18 protein-coding genes are annotated in these 18,087 nt (G+C 71.5%); 1 reads left to right on the top strand and 17 read right to left on the bottom strand.

What is annotated here, in order from left to right:
• Positions 1-2: 2 nt before the first annotated feature.
• The 5 genes from ACH5AR_RS21535 to ACH5AR_RS21515 all read right to left on the bottom strand — a co-directional run bounded on the left by ACH5AR_RS21535 (position 3) and on the right by ACH5AR_RS21515 (position 6,096).
• Positions 3-2,273: an ATP-binding protein gene (locus ACH5AR_RS21535; RefSeq protein ID WP_396303053.1), complete on the bottom strand. Its 2,271-nt coding sequence runs from the start codon at positions 2,271-2,273 to the stop codon at positions 3-5.
• 245 nt (positions 2,274-2,518) lie between these two features.
• On the bottom strand, positions 2,519-2,839 hold the full coding sequence (locus tag ACH5AR_RS21530) for an STAS domain-containing protein (RefSeq protein WP_396303052.1): 321 nt from the start codon (positions 2,837-2,839) through the stop codon (positions 2,519-2,521).
• A gap of 356 nt (positions 2,840-3,195) precedes the next feature.
• Positions 3,196-4,065 (bottom strand): 3-hydroxyacyl-CoA dehydrogenase family protein, encoded by an 870-nt coding sequence (locus tag ACH5AR_RS21525; RefSeq protein ID WP_396303051.1) that lies wholly within the window; start codon positions 4,063-4,065, stop codon positions 3,196-3,198.
• A 166-nt stretch (positions 4,066-4,231) separates the two neighbouring features.
• The gene (locus ACH5AR_RS21520) at positions 4,232-4,882 is read right to left on the bottom strand and encodes a response regulator (protein ID WP_396303050.1); all 651 of its coding nucleotides are present in this window, start codon (positions 4,880-4,882) and stop codon (positions 4,232-4,234) included.
• Entirely contained in the window at positions 4,879-6,096 is a 1,218-nt protein-coding gene (locus ACH5AR_RS21515; RefSeq protein WP_396303049.1) for a sensor histidine kinase, read from the bottom strand. The genes ACH5AR_RS21520 and ACH5AR_RS21515 overlap by 4 nt, the downstream gene beginning before the upstream one ends.
• Positions 6,097-6,245: 149 nt before the next feature.
• Between ACH5AR_RS21515 and ACH5AR_RS21510 the strand changes: the two genes are divergently transcribed.
• Complete coding sequence (locus ACH5AR_RS21510) at positions 6,246-6,866, top strand: hypothetical protein (protein ID WP_396303048.1); 621 nt, start codon at positions 6,246-6,248, stop codon at positions 6,864-6,866.
• 126 nt (positions 6,867-6,992) lie between these two features.
• Here the strand turns inward: ACH5AR_RS21510 and ACH5AR_RS21505 are convergent, their stop codons facing one another.
• From ACH5AR_RS21505 to ACH5AR_RS21450, 12 genes are all read right to left on the bottom strand, one after another.
• The gene (locus ACH5AR_RS21505; protein ID WP_396303047.1) at positions 6,993-7,565 is read right to left on the bottom strand and encodes a cob(I)yrinic acid a,c-diamide adenosyltransferase; all 573 of its coding nucleotides are present in this window, start codon (positions 7,563-7,565) and stop codon (positions 6,993-6,995) included.
• A gap of 271 nt (positions 7,566-7,836) precedes the next feature.
• Complete coding sequence (locus ACH5AR_RS21500; protein ID WP_396303046.1) at positions 7,837-8,337, bottom strand: DUF2550 domain-containing protein; 501 nt, start codon at positions 8,335-8,337, stop codon at positions 7,837-7,839.
• A gap of 148 nt (positions 8,338-8,485) precedes the next feature.
• Positions 8,486-8,869 (bottom strand): F0F1 ATP synthase subunit epsilon, encoded by a 384-nt coding sequence (locus tag ACH5AR_RS21495; RefSeq protein WP_030057524.1) that lies wholly within the window; start codon positions 8,867-8,869, stop codon positions 8,486-8,488.
• A gap of 186 nt (positions 8,870-9,055) precedes the next feature.
• On the bottom strand, positions 9,056-10,501 hold the full coding sequence (gene atpD / locus ACH5AR_RS21490) for a F0F1 ATP synthase subunit beta (RefSeq protein WP_396303045.1): 1,446 nt from the start codon (positions 10,499-10,501) through the stop codon (positions 9,056-9,058).
• A gap of 2 nt (positions 10,502-10,503) precedes the next feature.
• Positions 10,504-11,418, bottom strand: a complete 915-nt coding sequence (locus ACH5AR_RS21485; RefSeq protein WP_396303044.1) for a F0F1 ATP synthase subunit gamma — start codon at positions 11,416-11,418, stop codon at positions 10,504-10,506.
• 32 nt (positions 11,419-11,450) lie between these two features.
• A complete protein-coding gene (gene atpA / locus ACH5AR_RS21480; protein ID WP_396303043.1) occupies positions 11,451-13,025 on the bottom strand; it encodes a F0F1 ATP synthase subunit alpha in 1,575 nt (524 codons plus the stop codon).
• Between the two features lie 156 nt (positions 13,026-13,181).
• Entirely contained in the window at positions 13,182-13,997 is an 816-nt protein-coding gene (locus ACH5AR_RS21475) for a F0F1 ATP synthase subunit delta (RefSeq protein WP_396303042.1), read from the bottom strand.
• Complete coding sequence (locus tag ACH5AR_RS21470; RefSeq protein WP_387750302.1) at positions 13,994-14,554, bottom strand: F0F1 ATP synthase subunit B; 561 nt, start codon at positions 14,552-14,554, stop codon at positions 13,994-13,996. The genes ACH5AR_RS21475 and ACH5AR_RS21470 overlap by 4 nt, the downstream gene beginning before the upstream one ends.
• Positions 14,555-14,589: 35 nt before the next feature.
• Positions 14,590-14,826: an ATP synthase F0 subunit C gene (gene atpE / locus ACH5AR_RS21465; RefSeq protein ID WP_031074289.1), complete on the bottom strand. Its 237-nt coding sequence runs from the start codon at positions 14,824-14,826 to the stop codon at positions 14,590-14,592.
• A gap of 91 nt (positions 14,827-14,917) precedes the next feature.
• Entirely contained in the window at positions 14,918-15,730 is an 813-nt protein-coding gene (gene atpB / locus ACH5AR_RS21460; protein ID WP_396303041.1) for a F0F1 ATP synthase subunit A, read from the bottom strand.
• A gap of 285 nt (positions 15,731-16,015) precedes the next feature.
• The gene (locus ACH5AR_RS21455; RefSeq protein ID WP_396303040.1) at positions 16,016-16,459 is read right to left on the bottom strand and encodes a hypothetical protein; all 444 of its coding nucleotides are present in this window, start codon (positions 16,457-16,459) and stop codon (positions 16,016-16,018) included.
• Between the two features lie 297 nt (positions 16,460-16,756).
• A complete protein-coding gene (locus ACH5AR_RS21450) occupies positions 16,757-18,046 on the bottom strand; it encodes an MraY family glycosyltransferase (RefSeq protein ID WP_396303039.1) in 1,290 nt (429 codons plus the stop codon).
• Positions 18,047-18,087 lie beyond the last annotated feature (41 nt).

Below are 18,087 nucleotides of genomic sequence, written 5' to 3'. Positions count from 1 at the left end.
GTTCAGGGCGACACCGGGGCGGACGGACTGCCCGTGCCGCCCGGGGTCGTCGGCGACCCGGACGGCGTCGTCGGCGCGGTCGAGGTGGGCGGCGGCGAGGACGGCGCGCGGCTGGTCGCGGGCGCCGACGGCTGCCCGGTCTGCTGAGACGGCTGCCCGGAGTTCCCCGGCGGCTGCGGTTGGCCCGGCGCGGGCGGCTGCGGCTGCTGCGGGGCCTGCGACTCGCCCGCGCCCGGCGAGGAGCTCGGCCGGCGCGTCGGCGAGGCGCTCGGCGCGTGCGAGGCGCTGCCGCTCGCGGAGGGCGCCGCGCTGCCCGGCTGCCCGGGCGGGGTGCCCGGCGCCGCTCCCGGCGCCGTCGGCCCGGCGCTGCCGGAGGACTGCGGGAACGGCGGGTCCTGGGTGCCGCCGCCGTCCAGCCGGCCGTTGTGCGGCTCCCGCCCCCTGGCCTCCTCCGGCCCGCTGAAGCTCATCGCCACCGCCGTGCCGAGCACCCCCAGCGTCAGCACCGCCGTGGAGACCACGGCCGCCCGCCGCCGCCTGCTGGACTTCAGCCGGGCCGGTACCCGGGCGGCGATCTTGCGGATCACCGGCGCCCGGCCGGACGCCGCCGCGGCGGGCGCGGCGGCCGGCAGCTGCCGGCCCTCGGCGCGCAGCAGGTCGAGCATCCGACGGGCGGCGGCCACCCCGCGCTGCTCGCCCGCGGTCGCCCGCAGGGTGAGCGCGGTCTCCAGCTCCGCGACGGCCCGGGAGGGCTGCCGGACGCAGATCGCGTGCACGCCCGCCTCGTGGTGGAACCAGGCCTGGTCGACCGCGGAGCCGGTGCGGCGGGCCGCCTCCAGGCCGAGCTGGAGCACCCGCTCCCAGGCGCCCCAGCGCAGCGAGAGCGCCAGCGCCGGCGCGGCCGCGCGGGCCAGCCGCACCACCGCGTCGTGCCGCCCGGCGGCGCGGTCGGCGAGCAGCACCCCGACCATCACCTCGGCCTCGGCCGCGATCTGTTCGAGCGTCACCGAGCCGTGGCCGACCCACCAGGCGAAGTGCTGGGCGGCGCCGTCGACGCAGCCGTCGGCCGGCCAGTGCGGCAGGAGCAGTTCGAGCGCGCCGGCCGTCAGCCGGTGGTGGCCGCCGATGGACACCGCCAGTCCCGCGTCGGCGAGTTCGGCGAGGGCGGCCTCGCCCTGCCCGACGTCGATCAGCGCCGGCAGGTGCGGCGCGGTGGGGCACTCGCCGCCGAGCGCGACGGCCAGTCGCAGCACGGCCTGCGCGGGCTCGCTCAGCCCCTCGGCGAGCCGGACGGCGGGCGAGGCCGTCTCCGCCACCGAGGGCAGCGGGACGGTACGGCGCAGCGCGTCCTCCCGGACCGCCGGGTCCGGGTCGTGGGCGGGCCCGTCGACGGCCCCGAAGACGTCCAGCCGGTCGTCCTCGGCGGCGACCAGCGCGTCCACCGCGACGTCGCGCTGGCGCAGCAGGGCGGCGGCCTGGACGAAGCGCAGCGGCAGGCCCTCGGACTCGAACCAGAGGTCCACCGCCCAGGCCTTCTCGGCGACGTCCAGCGGCCGGCCGGCCAACCGGGCGGTGAGGGCGAGGCAGGCGGAGCGGGAGAGCCCGGCCACCAGGTGGTCCTGGAGCCGGGAGCCGGCGGGCTGCGGCGGGCTGTCCGGGGCCGCGGAGATCAGGAAGGCGCAGCGGGGGGCCGTGGCGAGCAGCTGTTCCAGCTCGGCGCCGGCGGGCTCGGCGGCGTCGATCACCACGATCGCGCTCACCTCGGCGAGGTGGATGGCCAGCTGCCCCGGGTCGGGGCGGAAGCCGGGGGCGTGGTGGGTGGCCGCGAAGAGGTCCTGGAGCAGGTCGGCCACGGTCCGGCGGTGGCCGCACAGCTGCACGACGCCGCCGGGGGCGAGGTCGGCGGCGGCCTCGGCGACGGCCGACAGCAGCGCGCTGCGGCCCGAGCCGGCCTGGCCGACCAGGCGTATCGAGCGGCCCTCCGCGAGCAGGCCGAGGATCTCGGCGATGTCGCTCTCGCGGTCCAGCAGCGGCAGGTCGGCGGGGCCGGCCCCGAGCGCGAGCGGGCCGACCGCGCGGCCGACGCCGCCGACCGGGCCGCGGGCGGGCTCGCTGCGCTCGATCCGGCGCGGCCGCGGCCGCCACTCCTCGGGGCAGGGCCCGGCCTCGGAACCGTCCGGGGCGCCGAAGCCGACCAGCAGGCCGCCGGACACCAGTTCGCCGCCACGGGTGCGGACGGCCTCCTGCCGGAACTCCCCGGATGGCTGTGCCACGTTCTGCTCCGCATCGTGCTCGGCCGTCGGCGCCCCGCGCCGCCCGGCTGACGTCCCGCTCGCGGCCGCGGCCGGGCTGGAGGCAGCCCGGGCGGCCGTCTTCTGACGGGCAGACTCTCGCACATCCGGGCCGGGCCGTGCAGGGCGGTCCGCGGCGCCCGGCAGCCCGGCGGCACTGACCAGCGGCGTTGCGCGGACCGGGCGGGGGTGCGCAGGCGCACGGTGCGGCGCGCGGCGTGCCGGCCCTAGAACGCCACCCCGTGCGCCTCGGTGGCGCCGTCGACGGCCAGGATGCGGTGCAGCCGGGTGGCCACCAGCAGCCGCTGGAGCTGGGCCGGGACGGAGCGCAGCACCAGCCGGCGGCCGATCCGGCCGGCCCGCCGGTGGGTGCCCATGATCACGCCGAGCCCGGTGGCGTCCCAGAACTCCAGCCGGGCGAGGTCGAGCACGAGGTCGCCGAGGCCGCCGTCCACCGCCTGGTGCAGCCGGGCCCGGGCGTCGGCGGCGGTGCGCACGTCGAGGCGGCCTTCGATGGCCAGCGCCGTGTGGTCGCCGGTGATGCGCATGCTCTCCTCCTCGTCGCCTGGACGGCCTGCTGCAGGGCGGGTCCGCCCCGGCCGGGCCGGAAGCGGGAGCGGGGTGCGTCCGGGCGGGCCGACAGCCCCACGCCCGGACCCGGGCGGAATGCCGGGTTTTCCCTCATCTGACGGTGAACCGGCTCCACAGGTTGCTGGTTCCGGCCAGACCTGAAGCAACTTCACCCGTCCGAGGGAATATACGCAGGTCGGCCCCACACCTACGCTCGATTACCGCCCAAATCACCCGTCTGCGGCACCCGGCGTGAGGAAACTCACCCGCCCCGGCGGAGCGGGCCGTACGATGCTCCGCGCGCACGGCCCGCCGGTCCTCCGACCGGTTCGGCTCACTTGCCCTCGTACGGGTAGAAGCCCCGGCCGCTCTTGCGTCCCAGGTCACCGGCGGTGACCATGCGGGCCATGATCTCGGGCGCGGCGAACTTCTCGTCCTGGGTCTCGGTGTAGATGTTGCGGGCCGCGTGCAGCAGGATGTCCACGCCGGTCAGGTCGGCGGTCTGGAGCGGGCCCATCGCGTGGCCGAAACCGAGCCGGCAGGCGGTGTCGATGTCCTCGGCGGTGGCCACGCCCGACTCGTACAGCCGGGCCGCCTCGACCACCAGCGCGGTGATCAGACGGGTGGTCACGAAGCCGGCCACGTCGCGGTTGACCACCACGACCTCCTTGCCGACGCCCTCGGCGTAGGCGCGGACGGTGGCCAGCGTCTCGTCGCTGGTCTTGTAGCCGCGGACGAGCTCGACCAGCTTCATCATCGGGACCGGCGAGAAGAAGTGGACGCCGACGACCGACTCCGGGCGCCCGGTGGCGGCGGCGATCCGGGTGATCGGGATGGCGGAGGTGTTGGAGGCCAGCACGGCGCCGTCCTTGGCGAGCTTGTCGAGCTCCCGGAAGACGCCCTCCTTGACCTCCAGCTTCTCGAACACGGCCTCGACCACGATGTCGGCGTCGGCGACGGCCTCCAGGTCGGTGGTGGTGGTGATCCGGCCCAGCGCGGCCTCGGCGTCCTCGGCGCTCAGCCTGCCCTTGGCGACGAACTTGTCGTACGAGGCGCGGATGCCCGCCAGGCCCCGCTGGAGCGCCTCCTCGGTGACGTCCCGCAGCACCACCGGGTGGCCTGCCTGCGCGGACACCTGGGCGATGCCGGAGCCCATCAGGCCGGCACCGATCACGGCGATCTGCTTGCTGGACGCGTTGCTCATGGCTGTGTCTCCCGATGCCGTCGCCGCCCTGCGGGCGGGCCCCTGAAGGCGGCTCAGGGCAGGGGTCACCGCCGGAGAGCCGCGTCGCTCTGGCCGGACTCTAGTGCCCGAATCCCCCGTGCCATAGCAATCGGGAGTGTGATCTGCAACCGAACCGGTCGGGCGGTCAGACCGTCAGCCCGAGGTCCTGGGCCAGGATCGCCGCCTGCACCCGGCTGCGCAGCCCCAGCTTCGCCAGGATGCGGCTGACGTGCGTCTTGGTGGTCGCCTCCGCCATCACCAGCCGGGCCGCGATCTCGCCGTTGGACATCCCTGCCCCGATGCAGGCCAGCACCTCCCGCTCCCGACCGGTCAGCGCCCCCACCGCCGCCCTGGCCTCGGGGCGCACCGGCCGCTCGGGGCGGGCGAAGGTCCCGATCAGCCGCCTGGTCACCGAGGGCGCCAGCATCCCGTCCCCGCGCGCGACGGTGCGGATGCCCTCGACCAGGGTGTCCGCCTCCAGGTCCTTGAGCAGGAAGCCGGAGGCGCCGGCCCGCAGCGCGCCGTAGACGTACTCGTCCAGGTCGAAGGTGGTCAGCACGAGCACCTGGCCGGCCCCGGCGGAGACCACCTCGCGGGTCGCCGAGACGCCGTCGAGGCGGGGCATCTGGACGTCCATCAGCACCACGTCCGGCCGCAGCTCCAGCGCCAGCCGGACGGCCTCCTCGCCGTCGGCGGCCTGCCCGACCACCTCGAACTCCGGCTCGGCCCGCAGGATCATCACCAGCGCCGCCCGCACCGCCGCCTGGTCCTCCGCCACCAGCACCCGGATCGTCATGACCGCCCCTCGTTCCCCTGGGCGCGCGGCAGCACCGCGCGCACGCTCCAGTACCCGTCCTCGGGCCCGGCCGCGAAGCTGCCGCCGAGCAGCCCGGCCCGCTCCGCCATGCCCACCAGCCCGGCCCGGGCGCCGGGCAGCTCCCGGCCCGGCCCGCCCCGGTACGGGCTGTCGACGGCGATCCGCAGCTCCTGCGGCGCGAACTCCAGCCGCAGGCTGACCAGTCCGGGCCCGGCGTGCTTGAGCGCGTTGGTCAGCGACTCCTGCACGATCCGGTACGCGGCCAGCCCGACCGGCACCGGCAGGTCGCCGCGCTCGCCCCGCTCGGTCAGCTCGAAGTCCAGCCCGACGTCCCGGCCCGCCGCCCGGGCCTTGGCCAGCAGGGCGTCCACCGCGGCCAGGTCGGGCGCCGCGTAGGACTCGTCCACCTCTCCCCCGCCGCTGTCCCGGAGCAGTCCGATCATGCGTCGCATTTCGGCCAATCCCTGGACGCTGTTCTCCCGGATCACCGCCAGCACCTCCACCAGCGGATCGTCCGCGGGCAGGTTCCGGCGCCGGGCCACCGACTGCGCACCGGTGGCGTGGATCGCGATCGCCGACAGGTGGTTGGCCACCACGTCGTGCAACTCCCGTGCCATCCGGGCCCGTTCGGCACCGACCGCCTCGCGCCGGTCCAGCTCGGAGAGCAGCGCGGTCTGCTCCGCCCGCAGCCGTTCGGCCTCCGCCTCCTGCCGGTGCTTGCGCACCACGTCGCCCGTCCACACCGGCGCCAGGAAGACCAGCGAGCTGACCACCACCACCAGCAGCGCGCCGGACGTCCCGCCGTAGACCGCCGTGACGGTGGAGAGCGCCAGCACCGTGGCCCCGCCGGTCAGGTGCAGCACCCGGGACATCCGCGGGCTGCCGTAGAGCACCGCGGCGTACAGCAGGTCGGTGTACATGATCAGGGTCGCGAGCAGGCTGCCGGCGAAGACGCTCCCCGCGAAGGCCAGCCCGCCGAGCGTCACCGCCAGCACCGGCCTGGTCCGCCGCACCAGCTCCAGCCCGGCCATCACCAGGAGCGGCGCCAGCACCGCCCACAGCGGTACCGCGCCGGCCCGGTCGTACACCTCGAAGGCGATCAGCAGCAGGCCGCCGAGCAGCCCGCAGAGGGCGATCAGCTGGTCCTGGCGGCGCGGGGGGAGCGCGGGGAACGGGAGGGGCACGTTCCCCATCTCACCATCCCGGCGGCCCGCCCGGCTCCGGTCCACGGAGGAGCCCGCTACATCGAAAGGTGCAGGGCGGTACGGCACCGGGCGACGACGACAGCGGGGCGCCCGCGCACGAGGCTGGTGGGCACCACCGAACCGTCCGGGAGCAGAACGTGATCGTCACCCTCATCGTCGCGGCCGAGGTCTCCTTCTGGATCCTGCTCGGCCTCGGCCTCGCCGCCCGCTACCTGCTCCGGTGGCGCCGCACCAGCGCCGCGCTGCTGGTCGGCCTGCCGGTGGTGGACCTCACGCTGTACGCCCTGACCGTCCTCGACCTGCGCGGCGGCGCCACCGCGAGCTGGACGCACGCCCTGGCCGCCAGTTACGCGGGCTTCTCGATCGGCTACGGACCCTCGCTGGTCCGCTGGGCCGACCGGCACTTCCTGTACCGCTTCGCCGGCGGCCCGAAGCCGCTGCCCTCGCCGAAGTACGGACCGGAGCGGACCAGGTACGAGTGGCAGATCGCCGGCCGGACCGTCGTGTCCGCCGCGATCACGCTCACCCTGATCACCCTGCTCGTGCCGCTCTCCGGGGGCTCCGCCCACTTCGGCACCTTCACCCAGTGGTACCTCAAGCTGGGCATCGCCGCCGTGGTGAACGTGGTCGTGGCCGGCTGCTACTCGCTCTGGCCCAAGGAGCCGCCGGCCGGCGTGGAGGTCGAGAACGGCCGGGTGGTCACCGGGAGGTCCCCCGCCGCGAACGCCCCCACCGGTACCCGGGCCGACCGGCCCTGAGGCCGGGCCCGGAGCGCCGGTTGCCGCCCGGGTGCCGCCCCGGGCCACGAGACACCGAGGGCCCGCCCCGGACTCCCGCGGGGGAGCGGTCCGGGGCGGGCCCTCGGCGCCGGGCGTCGGTACGGCCTAGCGGTTCTCGCCCGGGACCCACAGCACGTCGCCGCGCTCCTTGTTGGCCACCCGGGCCAGGATGAACAGCAGGTCCGACAGCCGGTTGAGGTACTTCGCCGTCAACGGGTTGACGCTGTCCCCGTGCTCCGCGATCGCCGACCAGGTCGAGCGCTCGGCCCGCCGCACCACGGTGCAGGCCAGGTGCAGGTGGGCCGCCCCGGGGGTGCCGCCGGGCAGGATGAAGCTGCGCAGCTTCTCCACCCGCGACAGGTACTCGTCGCAGTCCGCCTCCAGCCGGTCGATGTAGGACTGGAGCACCCGCAGCGGCGGGTACTTCGGGTCCTCCACCACCGGGGTGGACAGGTCGGCGCCGACGTCGAACAGGTCGTTCTGGACCCGGACGAGCACCGCCGTCATGTCCTCCGGCAGCTCCCCCACGGCCAGGGCCACGCCGATCGCGGCGTTGGCCTCGTTGGCGTCCGCGTACGCGACCAGTCTCGGGTCGGTCTTGCTGGTCCGGCTCATGTCGCCGAGCGCGGTGGTGCCGTCATCGCCGGTACGGGTGTAGATGCGCGTCAGATTGACCATGCGGTCAGCGTAGCGGCCGGGTTAGTTCGTGTTAACCCCGTCTCGGGGCCGACCCAACCTGCCAGTCCCGAGGGTCCCGTCGCTACGCGACATTGACCTCCCCCAACCTCCGGCCGGGGGTACCCCCATCCCGAGGGTCCCGTCGCTACGCGACATTGACCTCCCCCAGCCTCCGGCCGGGGGTACCCCCATCCCGAGGGTCCCGTCGCTACGCGACATTGACCTCCCCCAGCCTCCGGCCGGGGGCGCCCCCATCCCGAGGGTCCCGTCGCTACGCGACATTGACCCTCTGCCCCGGTGGGGCCGCCTCCAGCCAGGCCAGGAAGCCGGTCAGCGCGTCCTCGCTCATCGCCAGCTCCAGCGGCGCCCCGTTGTGCAGGCAGCGCAGCACCACCGAGCCGGAGAGCAGCGCCAGCTCCTCCTGGCCCTCCGGGTAGCGCCGGCCGAGCACCTCGATCTCCCGGCGCGGCAGCAGCTTGCGCGGGCGCGGGGCGTACGAGAAGACGCGGAACCACTCGATCGAGTCACCGCTGTAGCGCCCGATACCAAAAACCCACCCCTTGCCGTCGGTCGGGGGGACCGGGGCGGAGGTGGGTTTGCCGTTCTCGTCGAGGTCGGGCTGCGTCGAGGCGTCGGCGGGCATTTTGAGCCGGTAGCTGCAGTCGAACGTGCCGCCGACCCGCTGGATCAGGCGGCGCCGGACGGCGAAGGCCATCAGCCCGATCACTCCCAGGGCCACGACCGCCGCACACACCACAAGCGCGAGGACCATGCTCACCTACCTCCTCGCTACCCGCGTTCCCCGTAGCGGTCCTATCAAGCGACCGCGCTGACCTACCAACTACGACGACAGTCCCGGGGTCACGCTCACGCGTCCCCGGGACCGTCGGTCGACCCCGCTAAGCCGGGGTCCGGCGCACTCAGGCGTGGGCCTTGAGGCCGCGCGCCGCGAACAGACGGACCTCGGCGCGCCGCTCGGCGTGCTCGTCCAGGTCCGACTTGGCCTTCTCCAGTGCGCGCTCGGCACGCGCGACGTCGATCTCGTCCGCCAGCTCGGCGATCTCCGCGAGCAGAGACAGCTTGTTGTCGGCGAAGGAGATGAAGCCGCCGTGCACCGCGGCGATCACGGTGCCGCCGTCCACCGTGCGGATGGTGACGGGACCGGTCTCCAGCACGCTCAGCACCGGGGTGTGGCCCGGCATGATGCCGGTGTCACCGGAGGCCGTACGGGCGACGACGATGGTGGCCGCACCGGACCACACCTTGCGGTCGGCTGCGACCAGCTCGACGTGCAGCTCAGCCAACGTGGGCTCCTAGGCTCATGCAACGCCCGATTACTCGGGAGTTTCGGTAAGAATAACGGCCCCGCGCCCCCGGCATGAAACCGGCGGCACGGATTTGACCGGAATCACAGCCGATGCGACGTGAGGGGTGGTCCCCAGGCTCGGGGGCCACCCCTCACGGTCACGCTCAGCTGCTACCGGCCGCGATTACTTCTTCGCCAGCTCGGCGGCGTTCTTCTCGAGGTCCTCGATGCCACCGCACATGAAGAAGGCCTGCTCCGGGACGGAGTCGTACTTGCCGTCCGCGATCGCGTTGAAGGCCTCGATGGTCTCCGACAGCGGCACGGTCGAACCCTCGACACCGGTGAACTGCTTCGCCACGTAGGTGTTCTGCGAGAGGAAGCGCTCGATGCGACGGGCGCGGTGCACCGTGATCTTGTCCTCTTCGGACAGCTCGTCGATGCCGAGGATCGCGATGATGTCCTGGAGGTCCTTGTACTTCTGCAGGATCCCCTTGATACGGACGGCCGTGTCGTAGTGGTTCTGCGCGATGTACCGCGGGTCGAGGATGCGGGACGTGGAGTCCAGCGGGTCGACGGCCGGGTAGATGCCCTTCTCCGAGATCGGGCGCGACAGAACGGTGGTCGCGTCCAGGTGGGCGAAGGTGGTGGCCGGCGCCGGGTCGGTCAGGTCGTCCGCGGGGACGTAGATCGCCTGCATCGAGGTGATCGAGTGACCGCGGGTCGAGGTGATGCGCTCCTGGAGGAGGCCCATCTCGTCGGCCAGGTTCGGCTGGTAGCCCACCGCGGAGGGCATGCGGCCGAGCAGGGTCGACACCTCGGAACCGGCCTGGGTGAACCGGAAGATGTTGTCGATGAAGAGGAGCACGTCCTGCTTCTCGACGTCACGGAAGTACTCCGCCATGGTCAGCGCGGACAGCGCGACGCGCAGACGGGTGCCCGGCGGCTCGTCCATCTGGCCGAAGACCAGCGCGGTCTTGTCCAGGACGCCCGAGTCGACCATCTCGTCGATCAGGTCGTTGCCCTCACGGGTGCGCTCGCCGACACCGGCGAACACCGACACACCACCGAAGTTCTCGGCGACGCGGTAGATCATCTCCTGGATCAGAACGGTCTTGCCGACACCGGCACCACCGAACAGACCGATCTTGCCACCCTGGACGTACGGGGTGAGCAGGTCGATGACCTTGATGCCGGTCTCGAACATCTCGGTCTTGGACTCGAGGTCCTTGAACTCGGGGGCCTTGCGGTGGATCGGCCAGCGGACCTCGACCTGCTGGTCGAACTCCGCCTGGTCCACGTTCAGCACGTCGCCGAGGGCGTTGAAGACCTTGCCCTTGGTGATCTGGCCGACCGGGACGGAGATCGCGGCACCGGTGTCGGTGACCTGCGAGCCACGGACCAGGCCGTCGGTCGGCTGCATCGAGATGCCGCGGACCATGCCGTCGCCGAGGTGCTGGGCGACCTCGAGGGTCAGGGTCTTCTTGCCCGAGCCGTCGGGGTTGTCCACCTCGACGTGCAGGGCGTTGTACATCTCCGGGATCGCGTCGACGGGGAACTCCACGTCGACGACCGGGCCGATGACCCGCGCGACGCGGCCCGTCGCCGTGGTCGGCTCAACTGTGGTGCTCATACTCATTCGCTCCCGCGGCTCGCGTCAGCGAGCGCGTTGGCGCCACCGACGATCTCGCTGATTTCCTGGGTGATCTCGGCCTGACGGGCCGAGTTGGCAAGCCGCGTGAGCGACTTGATGAGCTCGCCGGCGTTGTCCGTCGCGCTCTTCATCGCGCGGCGGCGGGCGGCGTGCTCGGAAGCGGCCGACTGCAGCAGCGCGTTGTAGATCCGGCTCTCGACGTACCTCGGCAGGAGCGCGTCCAGGACGCCCTCCGCCGACGGCTCGAAGTCGTACAGCGGGAAGATCTCCGACTTGGCCGGCGACTGGTCGCTGAGCTGGACCTCGTCCAGCTTCAGCGGCAGGAGCCGCGCCTCGACCGCGTTCTGCGTCAGCATGGACACGAACTCGGTCGAGATCAGGTGGAGTTCGTCCACCCCGCCGGTCTCGGCCGTGAAGGCCGCGATCAGGTCGACCGCGACGGTCTTCGCGTCACCGTAGGTCGGCTTGTCCGAGAACCCCGTCCACGAGTCCGCGATCGCCAGACCGCGGAACGTGTAGTACGAGACGCCCTTGCGGCCGATGATGTACGTCACCACGTCCTTGCCCTCGGCCTTCAGGCGCTCGGTGAGCGTCTGGGCGGCCTTGATGGCGTTGGTCGAGTAACCGCCCGCCAGACCGCGGTCCGCCGTGATCAGCAGGACCGCGGCGCGCTTGGCGTCCGGGTTCTCGGTGGTGAGCGGGTGCTTGGCGTTGGACCGGGTGGCCACCGCCGTCACCGCCCGGGTGAGCTCGTCGGCGTACGGAGTGGAGGCGGCCACCGCGCGCTGCGCCTTGACGATGCGCGACGCGGAGATCATCTCCATCGCCTTGGTGATCTTCTTCGTCGCGGTGACAGAGCGGATCCGGCGCTTGTAGACCCGAAGCTGTGCTCCCATGGGTCGTTACGTCCTTTCCCTCGCTACCGGACTCAGGCCTGCTCGGAGAGCAGCTTGCCGTCAGCCGTCTGGTAACCCTGCTTGAAGGCCTCGATCGCGCTGGTCAGCGCGTCGACGGTGCCGTCGGCCAGCAGACCGGTCTCCACGATGCCGGCCAGCAGGTCCTTGTGCTGCAGGCGGACGTGGTCCAGGAACTCGCGCTCGAAGCGGCGGATCTCGGCGACCGGGACGTCGTCCATCTTGCCGGTGGTGCCGGCCCAGATGGAGACGACCTGCTCCTCGACCGGGAACGGCTGGTACTGGCCCTGCTTCAGCAGCTCGACCATGCGCGCACCGCGCTCCAGCTGGGCCTTGGAGGCCGCGTCCAGGTCGGAACCGAAGGCGGCGAAGGCCTCCAGCTCGCGGTACTGGGCGAGGTCCAGACGCAGGCGGCCGGCGACCGAGCGCATGGCCTTGATCTGGGCGGAGCCACCGACGCGGGAGACCGAGATACCGACGTTCACGGCCGGGCGGATGCCGGCGTTGAACAGGTCGGACTCCAGGAAGCACTGGCCGTCGGTGATGGAGATGACGTTGGTCGGGATGTACGCCGAGACGTCGTTGGCCTTGGTCTCGATGATCGGCAGACCGGTCATCGAGCCGCCGCCCAGGGCGTCGTTCAGCTTGGCGCAGCGCTCCAGCAGGCGGGAGTGCAGGTAGAAGACGTCACCCGGGTAGGCCTCGCGGCCCGGCGGGCGGCGCAGCAGCAGGGAGACGGAGCGGTAGGCCTCGGCCTGCTTCGACAGGTCGTCGAAGATGATCAGGACGTGCTTGCCGTCGTACATCCACTCCTGGCCGATGGCCGAGCCGGTGTACGGGGCGAGGTACTTGAAGCCGGCCGGGTCGGAGGCGGGAGCGGCCACGATGGTGGTGTACTCCAGCGCGCCGGCCTCCTCCAGGGCGCCGCGGACGGACGCGATGGTGGAGCCCTTCTGGCCCACGGCGACGTAGATGCAGCGGACCTGCTTCTCCGGGTCGCCCGAGCGCCAGTTGTCGCGCTGGTTGATGATCGTGTCGACGGCCACCGCGGTCTTGCCGGTCTGCCGGTCACCGATGATCAGCTGGCGCTGGCCGCGGCCGATCGGGGTCATCGCGTCGATGGCCTTGATGCCGGTCTGCAGCGGCTGCTTGACCGACTTGCGGGCCATGACGCCGGGGGCCTGCAGCTCCAGGGCGCGGCGACCGGTGGCGGCGATGTCACCCAGGCCGTCGATCGGGTTGCCCAGCGGGTCCACGACGCGGCCGAGGTAGCCGTCGCCGACCGGAACCGAGAGGACCTCGCCGGTGCGGCGCACGGTCTGGCCCTCTTCGATGCCGCCGAACTCACCCAGGACGACGACACCGATCTCACGGGTGTCGAGGTTCAGCGCGAGGCCGAGCGTGCCGTCCTCGAACTTCAGCAGCTCGTTCGCCATGACCGAGGGCAGGCCCTCGACATGCGCGATGCCGTCCGCCGCGTCAGTGACCGTGCCGACCTCTTCCACAGAAGCGGCGTCCGGCTGGTACGACTGGACAAAGTCGGCCAGCGCGTCCCGGATCTCCTCCGGACGGATCGTAAGCTCCGCCATCAGGCTTCCCTGCTCTCCTAGTTTGCGATCCTCGGCCCGCCATTGAGGGCCGCAAGTATTCGACTCTCGGCCGGGTCTTCCGAACCGGCCGTACGATTTGCCGGCTCCTTGGGGAGCCGGTTTCCCGACCGAGGGTCGGATGTGCTGCTCCGGTGCTCAGCCTTCGAGCGACTGGCGAGCGGCCTCGAGGCGGCTCGACACGGTGCCGTTGATGATCTCGTCGCCGATCTGCACCCGGACGCCGCCGACGACCTCGGGGTCGACGTCGATGTTCAGGTGGACCTGGCGGCCGTACATCCGGGCCAGAGCACCGGACAGGCGCTCCTTCTGGGTGTCCGACAGCGGCACCGCGGTGGTGACCAGGGCCACCACGCGGCCGCGACGCGCGGCGGCGAGCTTCGAGTAGGACTCCAGGCCCTGCTCCAGGCTACGGCCACGCGGCACGTTGACGAGGGCGGTGACCAGCCGGACGGTGCCGGCGTGGGCACGGCCGCCGAGCAGCTTCCTGATCAGCTCGGCCTTCGCGACGGCACCGGCCTTCGGCTCGGTCAGCGCGGCCCGCAGCTCGTGCGAACCGCTCACCACCCGACCGAAGCGGAAGAGCTCGTCCTCGACGTCGTCCAGGGCGCCGGCCTTGTCCGCGGCGATGATCTCGGCGTAGGCGGCGAGCTCCTCGGTCGCGTCCACCAGGTCGCGCGAACCCGACCAGCGGGAGCGGACCAGGCCCGAGACCAGGTCCACGGCCTCGCCGGAGACCTGGCCGGTCAGCAGCGAGGTGACCAGCTGGGCCTTGTCCTGGCCCGACCGGGACGGGTCGGTCAGGACTCGGCGCAGCGACACCTCGCGGTCCAGCACGGCCGTGACGGCGGTGAGCTCCTCGGCCAGCTTGGCCGCGTCCACCGAGGTGGAGTCGGTCAGGCTCTCCAGGTTCTGCCGGCCGGCGGCGAGGGCCTCACGGCTGGCGCCGATCACTTGGCCGCACCCTGAGCAACGGCGGCCTTGGCCTCCAGCTCGTCCAGGAAGCGGTCGATGACGCCGCTCTGCCGGGTGTGGTCCTCCAGGGACTCACCCACGATGCGGGACGCCAGCTGAGTGGCCAGCGAGCCCACGTCCTGGCGCAGGGCGGCAGTGGCCTGCTTCTTGTCCGCCTCGATCTGGGCGTGACCGGCGGCGACGATGGCCTCGCGCTGGCGCTGGCCCTCCTCGCGCATCTCGGCGAGCTGGGCGGCACCCTGCTCGCGAGCCTGCTCGACGATGCGGGCAGCCTCGTGGCGCGCCTCGGCGAGCTCGGCGCGGTACTGCTCAAGCAGGGCCTGGGCCTCCGCCTGGGCGGCCTCGGCGCGCTCCATCCCGCCCTCGATCGCGTCCCGGCGCTCCGACAGCACCTTCTCGATGCTGGGGAGGAGCTTCTTGCCGAGCAGACCGAAGACGATGAAGAAGCAGAGCAGGCCGATGATGATCTCGGGCCACGCGGGGAGGAGAGGGTTCATCTTCTCCTCGGCCGCGAGCTGGACGATCGCCATGCTCATATCTGGACCTTCCTCAGAAAGGGTCTACGGCGGGATTACTTGTTGCCGAAGACGAACGGCATGACGATGCCGATGAGGGCGAGCGCCTCGGTCAGCGCGAAGCCGATGAACATGTTGGAACGGATGAGACCGGCAGCCTCGGGCTGGCGGGCCATGGCCTGGACACCGTTACCGAAGATCAGACCGACGCCGATGCCGGGGCCGATGGCGGCGAGGCCGTAGCCCAGGGAGGCGACGGAACCGTAGACAGTGCCCTCAGCGAGGATGCTCATTGACGTTGTCCTTTGCAGGGTGGTGAACCGGTGGTGATTGGCCACCGGGCGATCCGGGAGGTGGTTCTCGGCGGGGCCTGGGCCCCGGGGCTCAGTGCGCCTCTTCCAGGGCACCGGCGATGTAGCTGCTGGCCAGCATCACGAAGATGTAGGCCTGCAGGAACTGGACCAGCAGCTCGAAGGCGGTCAGGCCGACGGCGACGATGAACGAGGCCGAGCCGTACAGCGCGCCGAGGGACGGGCTGAGCAGGTACCAGGAGGCGATGGAGAACATCACGATCAGCAGGTGGCCGGCGAACATGTTCGCGAAGGCTCGGACCGCGAGCGTGAAGGGGCGCACGAAGATGTTCGAGAAGAACTCGATCGGCACCAGGATGAACATGACCCAGCCGGGGATGCCCGAGGGCCAGCAGAGGTTCTTGAGACCGCCGACGAAGCCGTGCTTCTTGAAGGTCAGCGTCATGTAGGTGATCCACACGACCGCCGCGAGGCCGGCCGGGAACGCGATCGCCGCCGTCACGGGGAACTGCGCGAACGGGATGATCGACATGATGTTCATCAACCAGATGAAGAAGAACATCGAGACCAGCATCGGGACGTACTTCTCGCCCTTCTTGCCGATCGTCTCCAGCACGATGGAGCGCTTGACGAAGTCGTAGCCGATCTCACCGACCAGCTGCAGCTTGCCGGGGACGAGGCGCGGCTTGGCGAAGGCTGCCCAGAAGAACACGACGACCAGGAGCGCGACGATGATCGACAGCAGCATCGGCTTGTTGAACTCGACGCTGCCGATCGAGAAGATCGGCTTGAACTGGAACTCGTTCAGACCCGGGGCCGGGAAGCCACAGCCAGCGTCCCCGAAGTGGCAACTGCCTGAGGCGAGGGACGTGAGTTCAGCACTCACCGCGGACTCCTTCGTCGTGACGCATGGTTACGGCAACCTCGGTGTGTCGGCGTGGCCTGCGACCACGGAGCGGCACTGGAACTTGATGGGTTTCTCGCCGACCCCGCGCGCCGGTGCACTGCACCACAGCGGGATCATCGAAGACTGCGCGGACCAGGGGGGCGATCCGTCCGCTGTCCGGACAGACCAGGCCTCTTCCCGTACTCCGTTGTTGCGACGGACGATAGCAGCCCGTCAGTGCGGCATAAACACCGCCCCCCTCGTTGGGGGGACAGCTGGGCCTCGTCACTGTTGACGCCCCTTGTCGGAGGGCTTGTCGCCCTTCTTTTCGGAGGCGTGGGGGTCCACGTAGAAGGTCTTGGCCTTGAGCGCACCGCGCACCTGGAAGCCCGTCCAGATCAGGGCGCAGCCGAGCAGGGTGAAGGCGAAGGCCTGCCGGTTGAACAGCTCGGTGTTCTTGAAGACGGCGAGCACGATGCCGACCAGCAGGATCTGCGTGGTGTAGACCAGCAGCGCCGCGGCCATCATGATCTGCGGGTTCGACCTGGTCAGCCGGTCGAGCGCGACCTGGCCGAAGCTGAAGAACGCCATCACGAGCAGTGCGCCGAACAGGGCGCCGAGCAGCCCCTTCCCACCGGCGACGGCGAAGGAGATCGCCATGGCGATGATCCCGGCGGCCGCAGTGGGAATCGCGGCGCCTCGGAGGATCCGGGCGTCGGTGGACGGCATGTCGGCAGCTCCGGCGGCATGTCGATGTGGCGGGGGACGGGCACAGCGGTGGCGGGTGACACCGGACCGAGGCATCGCCGCGGGCCGCCCATGGGAACGGCGGGCCCGGTGAGGGAGACCGACAGGGACGGAAGCCATCCACCTGTCAGGTCTTTCGGCGTGTTCTCGATACTCGTGAACGGTATCACAAACTATTTGATGAGAGCTTTACCATGAATGTGTGGCACCTGTCACACCAACGGCGCAACGAATCCGCCGTTCGGGTGACGGTGCGCTGACCGGTCCTCAACTCCCTTGTCAGTGACGGCCGCTGGCCTTGTGGTGGTGGCCGCTCGCGGTGGACCCGACCCCGGACTCCCGGCCCGCTTCACCGAGGAGTTCCTTGTCCTTCGCCGACAGTTCGGCCATCGGACCGCTCTGCTGGCGGCGGTAGCGCGGGGGGACGAAGGACTGCACCGCCCGCGGGGCCCGCGGCCGGAACCGCGGGACGAGCAGCACCACCAGGCCGACCAGGCAGAACCCGGCGAGGGTCAGGACGACGGTGCGGCCGGTGTTGGTCACCGAGAACGCCACCGAGCCGAAGGCGATCAGCGCGGCCCAGAAGTACATGATCAGTACGGCGCGGCTGTGCGAGTGGCCGACCTGGAGCAGCCGGTGGTGCAGGTGGCGCTTGTCCGCGGCGAACGGGGACTGGCCGGCCCAGGTGCGGCGCACCACCGCGAGCAGCAGGTCGGCCAGCGGCAGCGCGATGACCGTCAGCGGCAGCAGCAGCGGGATGTAGATCGGCACCAGGGCGTGCACGGCGGCGGTCTGCGACCCGGCCTCGTTGGTGATCAGGTCCGGGTCGACCCGGCCGGTGATGGAGATCGCGGCGACGGCCAGCATCAGGCCCAGCATCATCGAGCCGGAGTCGCCCATGAAGATCCGCGCGGGGTGCATGTTGTGCGCCAGGAAGCCCAGGCACATGCCGATCAGCAGCACGCTGAACAGCACGGCGGGGGCCGCGTCGGTGATCGCGTACCCGTACCAGAGCCGGTAGCTGTACAGGAAGAAGGCCATCGCGGCGATGCAGACCATGCCGCCGGCCAGGCCGTCCAGGCCGTCGATGAAGTTCACCGCGTTGACCATGACGACGACCAGGGTGACCGAGATGACCATGCCCTGGGTCGGGCTCACCGCGACGGGGCCGACGCCGGGCACCGGGAGGGTGATCACCGTGACGCCCTGCCAGACCATCACGCCAGCCGCGATCATCTGGCCGCCGAGCTTCACCAGCGCGTCGACGCCCCACTTGTCGTCCAGCACCCCGAGCAGGAACATGATCCCGGCGCCGGACAGCAGCGCGCGGATGTCGGTGCCCTGGGAGAACACCTTGCTCAGGTTGTCGAGCTGCGAGGCGACCAGGATGCCCGCGCACAGCCCGCCGAACATCGCGATGCCGCCGAGCCGCGGCGTGGGCTCGCGGTGCACGTCGCGGGCGCGCACCGGCGGCATGGCGCCGGCCGCGATGGCGAACTTCCGCACCGGCCCGGTCAGCAGGTAGGTCACGGCGGCGGTGCAGAACAGCACCAGCAGATACTCACGCACCACTGGCCTCCTGCATCACTGTCGAACGGCGGGGTACCGAA

The sequence above is a fragment of the Kitasatospora sp. NPDC018619 genome, assembly GCF_044391605.1.
GTDB lineage: Bacteria > Actinomycetota > Actinomycetes > Streptomycetales > Streptomycetaceae > Kitasatospora.
This window is presented reverse-complemented; position numbering and strand designations above follow the sequence as displayed.